Annotated in this window: 16 protein-coding genes; 9 read left to right on the forward strand and 7 right to left on the reverse strand. The window is 69.5% G+C overall.

Annotated elements, in window-relative coordinates; genetic code table 11:
* Positions 1-845 (forward strand): ABC transporter permease (locus BFF77_RS22415; RefSeq protein ID WP_141698491.1); only part of this gene is annotated, 845 nt, incomplete at its 5' end.
* 69 nt (positions 846-914) lie between these two features.
* Here BFF77_RS22415 and BFF77_RS22420 read toward each other — a convergent pair.
* The 3 genes from BFF77_RS22420 to BFF77_RS22430 form a co-directional block, all read right to left on the reverse strand.
* A complete protein-coding gene (locus tag BFF77_RS22420; protein ID WP_066952736.1) occupies positions 915-1,484 on the reverse strand; it encodes a transglycosylase SLT domain-containing protein in 570 nt (189 codons plus the stop codon).
* Between the two features lie 274 nt (positions 1,485-1,758).
* Positions 1,759-2,844, reverse strand: a complete 1,086-nt coding sequence (locus BFF77_RS22425; RefSeq protein ID WP_066952738.1) for an S-adenosylmethionine:tRNA ribosyltransferase-isomerase — start codon at positions 2,842-2,844, stop codon at positions 1,759-1,761.
* Positions 2,841-3,536 (reverse strand): SDR family NAD(P)-dependent oxidoreductase, encoded by a 696-nt coding sequence (locus BFF77_RS22430; protein ID WP_066952740.1) that lies wholly within the window; start codon positions 3,534-3,536, stop codon positions 2,841-2,843. Before BFF77_RS22430 ends, BFF77_RS22425 begins: the two co-directional genes overlap by 4 nt.
* A gap of 269 nt (positions 3,537-3,805) precedes the next feature.
* On the opposite strand from BFF77_RS22430, the gene BFF77_RS22435 reads away from it, so the two are divergent.
* The 3 genes from BFF77_RS22435 (at position 3,806) to BFF77_RS22445 (ending at position 6,064) form a co-directional block, all read left to right on the forward strand.
* Positions 3,806-4,963 carry a GAF domain-containing sensor histidine kinase gene (locus tag BFF77_RS22435; RefSeq protein ID WP_066952741.1) on the forward strand — a complete coding sequence of 386 codons (1,158 nt, stop codon included), beginning with the start codon at positions 3,806-3,808 and terminating at the stop codon, positions 4,961-4,963.
* A gap of 67 nt (positions 4,964-5,030) precedes the next feature.
* Positions 5,031-5,660, forward strand: a complete 630-nt coding sequence (locus BFF77_RS22440) for a response regulator (RefSeq protein WP_066952764.1) — start codon at positions 5,031-5,033, stop codon at positions 5,658-5,660.
* Between the two features lie 155 nt (positions 5,661-5,815).
* Complete coding sequence (locus BFF77_RS22445) at positions 5,816-6,064, forward strand: chaplin (protein ID WP_066952744.1); 249 nt, start codon at positions 5,816-5,818, stop codon at positions 6,062-6,064.
* Positions 6,065-6,207: 143 nt separating this feature from the next.
* Here the strand turns inward: BFF77_RS22445 and BFF77_RS22450 are convergent, their stop codons facing one another.
* Entirely contained in the window at positions 6,208-7,035 is an 828-nt protein-coding gene (locus BFF77_RS22450) for a hypothetical protein (protein ID WP_066952746.1), read from the reverse strand.
* Positions 7,036-7,160: 125 nt separating this feature from the next.
* Here BFF77_RS22450 and BFF77_RS22455 point away from each other — a divergent pair, with 125 nt between their 5' ends.
* The 4 genes from BFF77_RS22455 (at position 7,161) to BFF77_RS22470 (ending at position 10,313) form a co-directional block, all read left to right on the forward strand.
* Positions 7,161-7,952, forward strand: coding sequence for an ABC transporter ATP-binding protein (locus BFF77_RS22455; RefSeq protein ID WP_066952747.1), 792 nt, complete (start codon positions 7,161-7,163; stop codon positions 7,950-7,952).
* A 73-nt stretch (positions 7,953-8,025) separates the two neighbouring features.
* The gene (locus BFF77_RS22460) at positions 8,026-8,454 is read left to right on the forward strand and encodes an NfeD family protein (RefSeq protein ID WP_066952749.1); all 429 of its coding nucleotides are present in this window, start codon (positions 8,026-8,028) and stop codon (positions 8,452-8,454) included.
* Between the two features lie 90 nt (positions 8,455-8,544).
* Entirely contained in the window at positions 8,545-9,474 is a 930-nt protein-coding gene (locus BFF77_RS22465) for an SPFH domain-containing protein (RefSeq protein WP_066952751.1), read from the forward strand.
* A 62-nt stretch (positions 9,475-9,536) separates the two neighbouring features.
* Entirely contained in the window at positions 9,537-10,313 is a 777-nt protein-coding gene (locus BFF77_RS22470) for a sulfite exporter TauE/SafE family protein (protein ID WP_066952753.1), read from the forward strand.
* Positions 10,314-10,449: 136 nt separating this feature from the next.
* Here BFF77_RS22470 and BFF77_RS22475 read toward each other — a convergent pair whose 3' ends face one another.
* The 3 genes from BFF77_RS22475 to BFF77_RS22485 form a co-directional block, all read right to left on the reverse strand.
* Positions 10,450-10,962 (reverse strand): HNH endonuclease, encoded by a 513-nt coding sequence (locus BFF77_RS22475; protein WP_066952755.1) that lies wholly within the window; start codon positions 10,960-10,962, stop codon positions 10,450-10,452.
* Between the two features lie 142 nt (positions 10,963-11,104).
* Positions 11,105-11,644 (reverse strand): YbhB/YbcL family Raf kinase inhibitor-like protein, encoded by a 540-nt coding sequence (locus BFF77_RS22480; RefSeq protein WP_066952757.1) that lies wholly within the window; start codon positions 11,642-11,644, stop codon positions 11,105-11,107.
* A gap of 81 nt (positions 11,645-11,725) precedes the next feature.
* Positions 11,726-12,508, reverse strand: a complete 783-nt coding sequence (locus BFF77_RS22485) for a sporulation protein (RefSeq protein ID WP_066952759.1) — start codon at positions 12,506-12,508, stop codon at positions 11,726-11,728.
* A 74-nt stretch (positions 12,509-12,582) separates the two neighbouring features.
* Here BFF77_RS22485 and BFF77_RS22490 point away from each other — a divergent pair, with 74 nt between their 5' ends.
* Positions 12,583-13,215, forward strand: coding sequence for a DNA-3-methyladenine glycosylase (locus BFF77_RS22490; RefSeq protein WP_066952761.1), 633 nt, complete (start codon positions 12,583-12,585; stop codon positions 13,213-13,215).
* Positions 13,216-13,514: the final 299 nt, after the last annotated feature.

Below are 13,514 nucleotides of genomic sequence, written 5' to 3' on the forward strand. Positions count from 1 at the left end.
AGAGCTGGGCCGCCCAGTTGCTGACGCTGATCCGCCGCTACGCCGCGGTCATCGCGTCCGACAAGGGCTTCATGGCGCTGATGGTGATCCTGCCGGCCGTGCTCGGTGTGGTCAGCGTGGTCATCCCGGCGAAGTTCGGCCTCGGTCCGCCGGAGGCGCCGTCCAGATTCAACGGTGACGCGGGCACGATCATGCTGATCCTCGCGGTCGGTATGTGCTTCTCGGGCGCGGCCAACTCCGTACGGGAACTGATCAAGGAACGGGTCATCTACGAACGGGAACGGGCCACCGGGCTGTCCCGCTCCGCCTATCTGATGTCCAAGGTGATCACGCTCGGTGTGATCACGGCGTTCCAGGGCGTGATCATCTGCGGCATAGGCTTCGCCACCCGCGCCCTGCCCGCGGAGGGCCTGATCATGCCGCCCGCCATCGAGATCTGCCTGGTCGTGATCGCGCTCGGCTTCACCTCGATGATGTTCGGCCTGGTCATCTCCTCGCTGGTGAAGACCGCCGAGAAGACCATGCCGCTGCTGGTGATGTTCGCGATCGTCCAGGTCGTCTTCACCGGTGTCCTCTTCCAGGTCTACGACTCGCCGGGGCTGGAGCAGTTCGCCTGGCTGATGCCGTCCCGCTGGGCCATCGCGGGCGCGGGCTCGACCCTCGATCTCGCGCATCTCATGCCGCCGTGGGACCAGGACAATCCCACCAATCTGGACCCGCTGTGGGAGCACTCGGCGAGCCAGTGGGGGATGAACATCGGCATCCTGCTCCTCATCGGTGTGGTCTGCGGATTCGCGGTGTCGCGGCTGCTGCGCCGTCATGAGCCCGAGGTCATGCGCAAGTAGCGCCGTGCNNCGTACGGGGTGCCGCCCTCCGCGCGTCGGTGCGCGTCGTGCGCCTCGGCGCCGCCCGGCTCAGTAGGCGCTGTTGACGTTGTCCATCGAGCCGTACTTGTCCGCCGCGTAGTTGGCGGCGGCCACGATGTTGGCGACCGGGTCCCAGATGTCGTTCGGGGTGCCCTTGACGTGGTAGGCCGCGAACGTCGGCGGGATGACCTGGAGCAGGCCCTTGGACGGTATGCCGTTCTTGGCGTTGATGTCCCAGAGGTTGATGGCCTTCGGGTTGCCGCTCGACTCCCGGAGGATGTTGCGGTGCAGCCCCTCGTACGAGCCGGGAATGCCGTTCTTCTTCATGATCGACAGCGCCTCACGGATCCAGCCGTCCAGGTTGTCCGGGTAGGCCACCTTGCTGTCGGCCGTCCTGACGGCGGTGATCTCCTTCGCCGCCGTGGTGTGCACGCCGCTCTGGGTGCTCGACCAGGCCACCGGCGCGGTGGCGGGATGCGCGTCGGCGGCGGCGTGGCCACCGGGAACCAGCGAGAACGTGACGGCCGCGACACCGGCGGCGGCGATGCCTGCGATCGAAGCCTTGCGGGTCGTGGTCCTGTTCAGGCTACGGAGATCAGCGATGCGTGACGAGAACATGAAAGACGTACCTCTTCGAATTGCGGGGAGTCGCGAAGGCCGGTTGGCCAGCCAGCTCGGCGGCGACGAACGCAATTCTTAGCGGCAGCAAAATCCGCTGGCAAAGGTGTGACGTACGACCCTGAGTAGTGCATCCGGGCACTCATGGAGCGGCGAGATGCCCGTTTACGCCAGCCTCACACCTCTTTGTCCCTCGACTAATCGACGTCGTAAGTGATCCACGTCCTATGTGCGGGCTCACATCGAGGATGCGGCGATATGACCGTTCGTTGCTTCAGCAATGCGATGTGTGAGCGGTCTCGTCGGGGAGGAGGAGATGGACGTCCCCGAACTCGTGCCAGAGATAGAGACGCTCCAGCGCCTCCTGATAACCGCGCTCCAGCGCCGCGCGCCCGGCGATCGCCTCCAGCATCAGCAGATGAGAGGCCTCCGGCTCGTGCAGTCCGGTCAGCAGCCCGTCCACGGCGCGCACTCCGCGCCTGGGCGTGATCACCAGATCCGTCCATCCCGAGGCGGCCCGCACCACACCGTCGCTCCCGGCCGCGGACTCCAGGGCCCGTACCGCCGTCGTGCCGACCGCGATGATCCGTCCGCCGCCCGCCGAAGCGGCGTTCACCAGCCGGGCCGTCGTCTCCGGCACCTCGAAGTGCTCCGGGTACGGCGGTTCGTGGGCCTCCGCCGAGGCCACTCCCGTGTGCAGCGTCAGCGGCGCGAACTGCACGCCCCGGCACACCAGCTCCGTGACCGTCCTCGCGGTGAAGGGACGGCCGGCGCTCGGCATCTCCGCGGAGCCCGAGCCGTCGGGGGAGGCGAGCGCGAAGACCGTCTGGTACGCGGACAGCGGCTGATCCCGCTCCGTGTATCCGTAGCGGATCGGCCGTCCGTAACGGCGCAGCAGCCCCGGCACATCGGGGTACGAGACGTGTGCCCACCACAGCCGGGCCCCCTCCGGATCCAGCGGGTCCTCCAGTACGAGCTGCTCGCCGCCCGGCAGCCGGACGACCGCTCCGCAGGGGCCACCGGCCCTGGGCAGGGTCGTGCCCGCCCCGGTCGTCCCGGCCGCCACGGGTGTGCGCAGCTCCACCGCCCACCGGCCGTCGTCACCACGCGTCGAGAAGTGCACGACGACGCGCGCGCCGCCGACGCGCCCGTTGACCGCCGCCGGCAGCGTCGCCGACGTGTTGACCACCAGCACATCGCCGGCCCGGAGCAGGCCCGGCAGCTCACGGAAGGTGTGATGCGTCACGTCGGTGCCGCGGGAGACCAGCAGACGCACATCGTCCCTGCCGGAGCCGCGCCGCTCCGCCGGTACCCGGGCCGACAGTTCCTCGGGCACCCGCAACGTCGGCAGGACACTCATCGAAGCTCCAGAAGAGCCGGCGCCGCGTACCGGCCGCTCGGCGGTCGGCGCTCCAGCAGCCGCAGGAAACCGGGCACCACCGACTCCGGCTCCGGCCGCGGATCCGGGTCGTCCGGCACGGCCGCCGCATAGAGGTCCGTTCCCATGTCGCCCGGGTCGACGGCCCACACCCGCAGCTCCGGCTCCTCGACCGCGAGCACGGCGGCGAGCTGGTCCAGCGCCGCCTTCGACGCGCCGTAACCGCCCCAGGTCCCGTACGCCTCCGCCGCTGCGTCCGAACTGACCGTGACGACCGCGCCGGGAGTGCCCGCGCGCAGCAGCGGCAGCGCCCGCTGCACCAGGCCGAGCGCCGCGACCACATTCGTCTCCAGCGCCGTCCGCAGCCCGTCGAGCGGCAGCGCGTCCAGCCGTACGAGCGGCTCAGCGCCCAGCGCGCTGGCATTGCTCACCACCAGATCGAGCGCGCCCAGCCCGGCGGCGGCGTTCACCAGCTCCGCGCGGTGCGCGGCGTCCGTGACATCTCCCGCGAGGGCCACCACCCGTGTTCCGTGCGCTCTCGCCTCCCCGGCCGCCGCCTCCAGCACCTTCGCGGTCCTGGCGTTCAGCACCAGATCCCAGCCGTGCCGGGCCAGCGCCACGGCCAAGGCGCGCCCCAGCCCTTTCGAAGCCCCCGTGATGATCGCTACCGGCATGACATCCGCTCCTTCGGCCCGATCGGCGCGCCTGGTCGCCCGCCGATGTCACTCACCGTAGGAACGCCGTCCCCGCCACCGCCTCGGACGCCGGCCCGGTCCCGCCGGGGCACTTCGACCTAGGCCGGAGCGAGGCCGGTTCACGGCCGGATCCAGGGCAGACCTAGGCCGGACCCGGGCCGTGCCGGGGCCGGACCTAGGCCATCGGCCCGGCCGGAGGAGGCCCCGAGGCGGATACGGGCTGTCCGGCCCGCCGGTACGGTGAAAACATGAGTCACCGACCAGGCTCCGGCCTCGCCGCCGTGAGCAGCGCGCTTCTCGCGATGAGCAGACGTCTGGAGGTGCGCGACGTCCTCAAGACGATCGTCGCCTCGGCCCGCGAACTGCTCGACGCCGAGTACGCGGCGCTCGGTGTCCCCGACGACCACGGCGGCTTCGCCCAGTTCGTGGTGGACGGCATCAGCGACGAACAGTGGCGGGCCATCGGCCCGCTGCCGCGCCAGCACGGCATCCTCGCGGCGATGCTCCACGAGGAGAAGGCCGAGCGTCTCGCCGATGTGCGCAAGGACCCGCGCTTCGAGGGCTGGCCCTCCGCCCACCCGGAGATGTCCGACTTCCTCGGTCTGCCGGTCAGGGACGGTGACGAGACCCTCGCCGCGCTCTTCCTCGCCAACAAGCGCTGCCCCAGGGCGGCGACCGCCCGCGACGAGCGGTGCGGATTCACCGAGGAGGACGAGGAACTCCTCGCGATCCTCGCCCAGCACGCCGCGATCGCCCTCACCAACGCCCGGCTGTACGAGCGCAGCCGCGAACTCACCATCGCCGAGGAGCGCTCACGCCTCGCGCACGAACTCCACGACGCCGTCAGCCAGAAGCTCTTCTCGCTGCGGCTGACCGCCCAGGCCGCCGCCGCCCTGGTCGACCGCGATCCAGCCCGTGCCAAGGGCGAGCTCCAGCAGGTCGCCGCCCTCGCCGCCGAGGCCGCCGACGAACTGCGCGCCGCCGTGGTCGAGCTGCGCCCGGCGGCCCTGGACGAGGACGGGCTGGTCCATACGCTCCGTACCCATGTCCAGGTGCTCGACCGCGCGCACTCGGCCGAGGTGACCTTCGGCGCCTGCGGGATAAGGGCCCTGCCCGCCGCCCAGGAGGAGGCGCTGCTGCGGGTGGCCCAGGAGGCACTGCACAACGCGCTGCGGCACTCCGGGGCGGGCCGCATCGAGGTCGCCCTCACCCGCCGGGGCCAGGGCGCGGTCCTCAGCGTCACCGACGACGGCACGGGCTTCGAACCCCGATCGGTCCGCAGGGCGGGCCGTCATCTCGGGCTGGTCTCGATGCGCGACCGCGCGAGCGGTGTCGGCGGCAGACTCAGGGTGGTATCGGCGCCCGGCCAGGGCACCACGATCGAGATGGAGGTGCCCGGTGGCTGAAGAGGGCAGGGACGGTGCCCGGCGTCCGGCCGGAGGCGCGGGGACCGGGCACGGGCACGGGCGGGCGATCCGCGTCCTGCTGGTCGACGACCACCAGGTGGTCCGCCGCGGACTGCGGACGTTCCTGGAGGTCCAGGACGACATCGAGGTGGTGGGCGAGGCGTCGGACGGTGACGAGGGCGTCGCCCGCGCCGAGGAACTGCGTCCCGACGTCGTACTGATGGACATCAAGATGCCGGGCATGGACGGTATCGAGGCGCTGCGCAAGCTCCGTGAGCTGGACAACCCGGCCAGGGTACTGATCGTCACCAGCTTCACCGAGAAGCGCACCGTGGTTCCCGCCCTGCGGGCCGGCGCCTCCGGCTATGTGTACAAGGACGTCGATCCCGAGGCACTGGCGGGCGCGATCCGCTCCGTCCACGCGGGCCATGTGCTGCTCCAGCCGGAGGTCGCGGGCGCGCTGCTGGCCCAGGACGAGACGGGCGCCGGCCAGGGCAGAGGGATCTCGCTCACCGACCGGGAGCAGGAGGTGCTCGGACTGATCGCCGACGGGCGCTCCAACCGCGAGATCGCCCGTGCGCTGGTGCTCTCCGAGAAGACTGTCAAGACCCATGTCTCGAACATCCTGATGAAACTGGATCTCTCGGACCGTACGCAGGCGGCGCTCTGGGCCGTCCGACATGGGGCGGCGGGCTGAGAGGACCGAAGCGGACCGCCATCCTCCGGTCTGAGATTCATACCGTCGTGTGTATGTCACCCACACGGCGCATCCTGATCGCCGCTCGGGCGTTCTTCATGGCGTAACCACGGCGTACTGCCGTGGTCATTGATCACACGATTAAGGAACATCCCATGAAGGTTGCCAAGAAGGCCGCTCTGGTCCTCGTCACCGCCGGTCTCGCGGCGGGCGCCTCCGCCGGTGCCGCGTTCGCCACCGACGGCGGCGCCCACGCCCTCGGCACGGCGAAGAACTCCCCGGGTGTCGGCTCCGGCAACACCATCCAGATCCCGGTTCACATCCCGGTGAACGCGACCGGCAACACCGTCAATGTGATCGGCCTCCTGAACCCGGCGTTCGCCAACCACTCGGTGAATTTCTAGGCCCGGTCCGCCTCCGGGGCGCTTCATGTCGATGCCGACGGTCGGCCGTGCTCGATTCGCTCGTTCCTCGCGAACCTCCGCCCCCGCGGCAGAGCCGCACATCGAGCACAGCCTCCCTTTCGGCACCGACGCGCCCCTTCGGCTCACTCACCGGCGGCCGGGCGCGGCCCGTCGGGCCGCGGTAGCGAACCCTGCCGTTGTCTTTCTTCCACGTAAGCGTTGTACGACGCGACCTGTGCCCGGCGGGCCACCCGCTCGACCGGGCGCAGGGCCGCACCGCGCGCCGCCATCTCCGAGGCGCTCACCGCACCGCCGTGCCCGTGCTCGTACGCCAGCGAGACCAGCAGTCCGACCCGCTGCGCCAGTTCGAGGACCCGGGCAGCGCGCGGCGGATAACCGGGCGCCAGCACCTCGCGGCTCCGCTCCGCCCGTGCCCGGTACGCGTCCAGCGCCGCCGCCGCGACCGGGCCCGAGGCCGCCACGTCCAGCCGTGAGATCGCCTCCGTCGCCTCCCGGAGCGCCTCCGCCAGCTCCCGCTCCGCCTCTGCGAGCGAGGGCACGTCCGCCGGCGGCGCCTCCCGTACCGGCAGACAGTGCCAGAGGACCTCCGTATGACGGTCGCCCTCCGGGCCCACCGAGGTGATCTCGGGCACCAGACCGTACGGCGCGCCGGTCGCGACGACGGCCTCCTCGGCCTCCAGCGCGCGGGCGTTGAACTCCGGCGGTCCGCTGAGCCCCAGCGGATGGCCCGGTACGGGCAGCGCCACGCGGTATCCGGTCACCCCGAGTGCCCGCAGCCGTCCCAGTGCCAGCGTGAGCCCGACAGGACCGGCCTCGCCGGGCAGCCCCTCCACCCGGTGCCGCGCGTCGTCACCGACCACGGCGAGCACGGCGTCGTCCGGCGATACAAACCCGGCCAGAAGGGCGTTTCCCCAAGCGGCCAGCAGTCCTGAGCGTGGTTGCGAATGCATGGACCCAGCCTAGGGAACGGACCTCAGGGCCGGACCACTCGACCGGTGGCGTAGATTTTCCGGGGAGACGCGCCCACAGGCGCACCCGGAACCTCAAGACGATTGCATGGGGAGACAACGCGCTCATGAGCGATGTACTGGAGCTGGTGGACGTATCCGTGGTCCGCGACGGACGCGCTCTGGTGGACGATGTCTCCTGGTCGGTCAAGGAGGGGGAGCGCTGGGTGATCCTCGGCCCCAACGGCGCCGGCAAGACCACCCTGCTCAATCTCGCCTCCAGCTATCTCTTCCCGACCGGCGGCGAGGTGACCATCCTCGGCGACCGGCTCGGCAAGGTCGACGTCTTCGACCTCCGCCCGCGCATCGGTATCGCGGGCATCGCCCTGGCCGAAAAGCTCCCCAAGCGCCAGACGGTCCTCCAGACCGTGCTGACGGCCGCGTACGGCATGACCGCGACCTGGCACGAGAACTACGACGACGTCGACGAGCAGCGCGCCCGCGCCTTTCTCGACCGGCTGGGCATGACCGACTATCTCGACCGCAGATTCGGCACCCTCTCCGAGGGCGAGCGCAAGCGCACCCTGATCGCCCGCGCGATGATGACCGATCCCGAACTGCTCCTCCTGGACGAGCCCGCGGCCGGTCTCGACCTCGGCGGACGCGAGGACCTGGTACGCAGGCTCGGCCGCCTCGCGCGCGATCCGTACGCACCGTCCATGATCATGGTCACCCACCATGTCGAGGAGATCGCCCCGGGCTTCACCCATGTCCTCATGATCCGCCAGGGCAAGGTGCTCGCCGCCGGCCCGATGGAGACGGAACTGACCTCGCGCAATCTCTCCCTCTGCTTCGGCCTCCCGCTCGTCGTCGAGCGCAACGGTGACCGCTGGACCGCGCAGGGCCTCCCGCTCGGCTGACGCGGGAACCGCCGCTTCACTGACCGGATATCACCCCTGTCCCGACAGGGATCGCCGGACCTACCATGACCAGGTGGAAATCGAAGCGTGGGTGTGGTGGCTGATCGGCGCCGTCGGTCTGGGAATTCCGCTCGTCCTGACCGCGATGCCCGAGTTCGGAATGTTCTCCGCGGGCTCGGTCGCCGCCGCCGTCACCGCCGCGCTGGGCGGCACCGTGGTGGCCCAAGTCCTTGTATTCGCCGTGGTGTCCGTCGCGCTCATCGCGGTGGTCCGCCGTGTCGCGAGCCGGCAACGCGGCTCGAATCCCGGAGCGGCCACCGGAATCGACGCGCTGAGGGGCCGTCAGGCCACCGTCCTCGAACGTGTCGACGGCCGAGGCGGCCGGATCAAGCTCGCCGGTGAGGTCTGGTCGGCGCGCACCCTCGACGCCGACATGTCGTTCGAACCCGGCCAGCAGGTCGATGTGGTCGAAATCGACGGAGCGACAGCCGTGGTGATGTGAGCCAACCCTGTGGAACGCTCCCCATGCACGCTCCTGGTCTGAGAAACTCGATCATCAGAACATCCGGCAGCGAAGGGCCCGAGATACGCGATGCCATCAATCATCATCGTTCTGGTCATCCTGGTGGTGCTTGTATTCATCGCCCTGGTCAGAACGATCCAGGTCATCCCGCAGGCAAGCGCCGCCATCGTGGAGCGGTTCGGCCGCTACACCCGAACTCTCAACGCGGGACTGAACATCGTGGTCCCGTTCATCGACTCGATCCGTAACCGGATCGACCTCCGCGAGCAGGTCGTCCCGTTCCCGCCGCAGCCGGTGATCACACAGGACAACCTGGTCGTCAACATCGACACCGTCATCTACTACCAGGTGACCGACGCCCGCGCGGCGACCTATGAAGTCGCCAGCTACATCCAGGCGATCGAACAGCTCACCGTCACCACCCTGCGCAACATCATCGGTGGCATGGACCTGGAGCGGACGCTCACCTCCCGCGAGGAGATCAACGCGGCCCTGCGTGGCGTCCTTGACGAGGCCACCGGCAAGTGGGGCATCCGCGTCAACCGCGTCGAGCTGAAGGCCATCGAACCGCCCACCTCCATCCAGGACTCGATGGAGAAGCAGATGCGCGCCGACCGTGACAAGCGCGCCGCGATCCTGACCGCCGAGGGCATCCGCCAGTCGCAGATCCTCACCGCGGAGGGCGAGAAGCAGTCCGCGATCCTGCGCGCGGAGGGCGAGGCCAAGGCCGCGGCCCTGCGCGCCGAGGGCGAGGCCCAGGCGATCCGTACGGTCTTCGAGTCGATCCACGCGGGCGACCCGGACCAGAAGCTGCTCTCGTACCAGTACCTCCAGATGCTCCCCAAGATCGCCGAGGGAGACGCGAACAAACTCTGGATCGTGCCCAGCGAGATCGGCGACGCCCTCAAGGGACTCAGCGGCGCCTTCGGCAACCTCGGCGGCGGCGTCCCCGGCTTCGACACCGGCAAGGAGCGCCGACAGGACCCCCCGCTGGACTGACCCGTCCGACCCTTCGTGCATGATCGGTGCATCTTGCACCGATCACCGAAGGGCAGCACACTGTGACCATCTGGGAGATGCTCGCCGTCTTCGTGGCGGGCATCAGTGCCGGAACGATCAACACCATCGTCGGCTCCGGCACCCTGATCACCTTTCCCGTCCTGCTGGCGACCGGCCTCCCACCGGTCACCGCCACCGTCTCCAACGCCCTCGGACTCATACCGGGGTCGGTCAGCGGAGCCATCGGCTACCGCGCCGAGCTCACCGGCCAGCGCCGCCGTGTGCTCCGGCTGAGCGCCGCCGCGCTCATCGGCGGTCTCACCGGAGCGACACTGCTGCTCGTCCTGCCCTCGACGGCCTTCGAGACGATCGTGCCCGTCCTGGTCACCATCGCCCTCGCCCTGGTGATCCTCCAGCCCCGGCTCACCAGGGCCGTCCAGGCCCGCCGCCGGCGCAGAGGCACCGACGCCCGCCCGGACGGCGGCCCGCTGCTGTTCGCCGGACTCCTCCTCGCCAGCGTCTACGGCGGCTACTTCACCGCGGCCCAGGGGATCATCTATCTCTCCCTGATGGGCATGCTGCTCGACGACAGGCTGCAACGCCTCAACGCCGTCAAGAACGTCCTCGCCGCCGTCGTCAACAGCGTCGCCGCGCTCTACTTCCTCTTCGTCGCCCACTTCGACTGGACGGCCGTCGTGCTCATCGCCGTCGGCTCCGCCCTGGGCGGCCAGCTCGGCGCCAAGGTCGGGCGACGGCTGCCACCGGTCGCGCTGCGCGCGCTGATCGTGGTGGTCGGCGCGGTCGCCATCGCACAGCTCCTGATCCGCCGGTACGGCTGACACCGGGGCGGACGAACGACAAGAGCCCGCCCCCGGACCGCGGGCGGGCTCTTGTCGTAGATGTCCTGGGACGGTCGGGCCGGGCAGGCCGGGCAGGCCGGTCGGGCCGTATGTCCGCCACGGCCGTACGGTTCCGTCATGCGGCGGACCGCACGCCCATCAGCCACTGCGGCAGCTCCGAACGCTCACCCGCCCGCAGCGACAGCAGCATCGCGTCCGCCGGGGACGGTACGAACGGCTCGTGCAGCAGCGGCATCCCCGCCTGCTCCGGCGTACGGTCGGCCTTGCGATGGTTGTCCTCGGCGCAGGAGGCGACCGTATTCAGCCAGCTGTCCGTGCCACCCCGGGACCTCGGCACCACATGGTCCACCGTCGTCGCGCGTCGGCCGCAGTACGCGCAGCGATGCTGGTCCCGTACCAGAACGCCCCGCCTCGACCACGGGGCCTGTCTTCGAAAGGGCACCCGCACATAGCGGCAGAGCCTGATCACCCGGGGCACCGGAAGCTCCACGGCGGCGGCACGGACACGGAGACCGGGATGAGCCTGCTCGACAACGGCCTTGTCCTGGAGCACCAGCACCACCGCACGGTTGAGTGTCACCGTCGACAGCGGCTCGAAGCTCGCATTCAGTACCAGCGTGTCCCGCATCCCGCCCACCTCCCGTGTGCCGGCCCGCCGCCTGGCGGGCTGGGATCAACTCTGGCCGGGCACGCCGAGGGGGACAACACAATAAAAAGTGCCCTGCCCTGGTCTCTCCAAGACCAGGGCAGGGCAAACAAAAGGAAAACGGTCAGCTCTCCGCCGGAGCCGCGTACTCGCCGATGAGCTGCGCACGGGCAAGCGCGTGGAACCGCAGATTGAAACCGACGAACGCGGGCGAGGCGTCACTGTCGGGCCCCAGTTTCTCGGTGTCCACCGCGTACACCGTGAACACATACCGATGCGCCGGATCCCCGGCGGGCGGCGCCGCGCCCCCGAAGTCCTTCGACCCGTAGTCGCTCCGGGCGTGCACGGCGCCCTCGGGCAGTCCGTCGAACGAACCGCTGCCCGCACCCGCAGGCAGCTCGGTCACGGACGCCGGAATGTCGAAGAGCACCCAGTGCCAGAACCCGCTGCCGGTGGGCGCGTCGGGATCGAAACAGGTCACGGCGAAGCTCTTGGTCTCCGCCGGGAAGCCCTCCCAGCGCAACTGCGGCGAGGTGTTCCCGGCCGCGTGGACCTGTGCGTCCTTGAGCACCGCGCCGGGCGCGACGTCGTCGCTCACCACGGTGAAGGACGGCACCTGCGGATGGAAGTCATGGGGGAGCGGAGCCCTCTTGCCCTCGGTCAACGTCTGAACCTCCGAATCGGCTGTCCCGCCGGCCGGTGTGCCGACGGATCTGCCCTGCGACGCCGAGCCTAAAGGCCGTGATCAGAACCAGTTACGACGGCCACCCACCTCGGCGAGCCACTGGTTGAGATAGGCGGCCCAGTCGGTGCCGTGGAAGTCGTCGAGACCGACCTGGAACGACCGGAACGAGTCGCTGCCCTCGGTGAAGAGCCCCGGCTTCTTGTCCATCTCCAGGATGACGTCCATCTCACGGTCGTCCGCGACGAAGGTCAGCTCGACCTGGTTGAGCCCGCGGTACTGCTGCGGCGCGAAGAACTCGATCTCCTGGTAGAACGGCAGCCGCTGGCGCGTCCCGCGGATGTGACCACGCTCCATGTCCGCGGCCTTGAAGCGGAACCCGAGCTGGATGAAGGCGTCCAGGAGGGCCTGCTGCGCAGGCAGCGGGTGGACGTTGATCGGGTCGAGGTCGCTGGAGTCCAGCGCCCGGGCGATCGCGAGCTCCGTGGTCACGCCGATGTTCATCCCGCGGAGCTGCTGGCCGTCGATCGTCGTGATCGGGGTCTCCCACGGGATCTCAAGTCCGAACGGCACCACATGGACCGCTCCGGCCTGAACCTCGAAGGCGCCGCCGATGGACTGCTTGGTGAACTCGATGTCCTGCTTGAGCTCCTGGTCGTTCCCCTCGACCTCGACACGCGCCTGAAGACCGACGGAGACCCCTTGGATCTGCTGGTTGACGGAACCGCCCTGGAGCCGCACCTCGCCCTGGACGACGCCGCCAGGCACGACGTTCAGCTCGGTCAGCTCCGTCTCGACGGACGCACCACCGGCGCCGAGGCTCGCGAGCAGCTTCTTGAAGCCCATGTTCACTCCTTCTAGATCCTGACCCCTACATACGCGCTCCGACCGTAGTCGGTTCCCCGGTAGGCTCATACGCCATGGAGAGCCCCGACCGTATGCCGCTTCCCAGGGACTTCTTCGACCGCCCGGTCCTGGAGGTCGCGCCCGATCTCCTCGGCCGAACGCTGGTACGCACCACGGACGACGGCCCGATCGAGCTCCGGCTGACCGAAGTCGAGGCGTACGCGGGCGAGATCGACCCGGGGTCCCACGCCTTCCGCGGCCGGACGGCCCGCAACGGAGTGATGTTCGGCCCGCCCGGTCATGCGTACGTCTACTTCACCTACGGGATGTGGCACTGCCTCAACCTGGTGTGCGGCCCGGAGGGTACGGCGAGCGGAGTCCTGCTCCGCGCCGGCGAGATCCAGGTGGGCGCGGAGCTGGCACATACCCGTCGATTCTCGGCCCGGCATCACAGAGAACTGGCCAAAGGGCCGGCCCGTCTGGCCACCGCACTCGATGTCGACCGCGCCCTCAACGGCACGGACGTCTGCGCGGGCCCCGACGCACCGCTGGCGATGCTGGCCGGCACCCCGGTACCGACTGACCAGGTCCGCAGCGGCCCCCGCACCGGTGTGGGCGGCGACGGCGCGGTCCATCCATGGCGCTTCTGGATCGCGGACGACCCTTCGGTGAGCCCCTATCGGGCCCATGTACCCCGACGCCGCTGAACTTGACTCGTACCGTTCATCCGCCTAACGTAGCCCGAGCCGCTTGACACGGGTCCTGCTGTTCAGCAGCCCCCAAAGCGGCCACCCACTACTGACGATCAACCCTGACGGGTTCGATTTCGGCATGCCGAAATTCAAGCCCGACGGCTCGATTATGAGCCGGGCGGGGATTCGGTTAAAGTAGCGGAAGCCGAAAGGCAAAAGACCAATCCAAAGGTCGCTGGAATTCAAGAGGCGGAAGACGCCGAATGAGTCTGGTAAAGTCGGAGACGCAAGACAGCAGGATCGAAGGGAAATGC

It is taken from the genome of Streptomyces lushanensis, assembly GCF_001700515.1.
Classification (GTDB): Bacteria; Actinomycetota; Actinomycetes; order Streptomycetales; family Streptomycetaceae; genus Streptomyces; species Streptomyces lushanensis.

Coding starts and splice junctions, on each gene's coding strand:
- BFF77_RS22435 (WP_066952741.1), top strand. CDS start 3,806: ATGAGTCACCGACCAGGCTCCGGCCTCGCCGCCGTGAGCAGCGCGCTT.
- BFF77_RS22455 (WP_066952747.1), top strand. CDS start 7,161: ATGAGCGATGTACTGGAGCTGGTGGACGTATCCGTGGTCCGCGACGGA.
- BFF77_RS22420 (WP_066952736.1), bottom strand. CDS start 1,484: ATGTTCTCGTCACGCATCGCTGATCTCCGTAGCCTGAACAGGACCACG.
- BFF77_RS22430 (WP_066952740.1), bottom strand. CDS start 3,536: ATGCCGGTAGCGATCATCACGGGGGCTTCGAAAGGGCTGGGGCGCGCC.
- BFF77_RS22475 (WP_066952755.1), bottom strand. CDS start 10,962: ATGCGGGACACGCTGGTACTGAATGCGAGCTTCGAGCCGCTGTCGACG.
- BFF77_RS22490 (WP_066952761.1), top strand. CDS start 12,583: ATGGAGAGCCCCGACCGTATGCCGCTTCCCAGGGACTTCTTCGACCGC.
- BFF77_RS22465 (WP_066952751.1), top strand. CDS start 8,545: ATGCCATCAATCATCATCGTTCTGGTCATCCTGGTGGTGCTTGTATTC.
- BFF77_RS22445 (WP_066952744.1), top strand. CDS start 5,816: ATGAAGGTTGCCAAGAAGGCCGCTCTGGTCCTCGTCACCGCCGGTCTC.
- BFF77_RS22425 (WP_066952738.1), bottom strand. CDS start 2,844: ATGAGTGTCCTGCCGACGTTGCGGGTGCCCGAGGAACTGTCGGCCCGG.
- BFF77_RS22485 (WP_066952759.1), bottom strand. CDS start 12,508: ATGGGCTTCAAGAAGCTGCTCGCGAGCCTCGGCGCCGGTGGTGCGTCC.
- BFF77_RS22450 (WP_066952746.1), bottom strand. CDS start 7,035: ATGCATTCGCAACCACGCTCAGGACTGCTGGCCGCTTGGGGAAACGCC.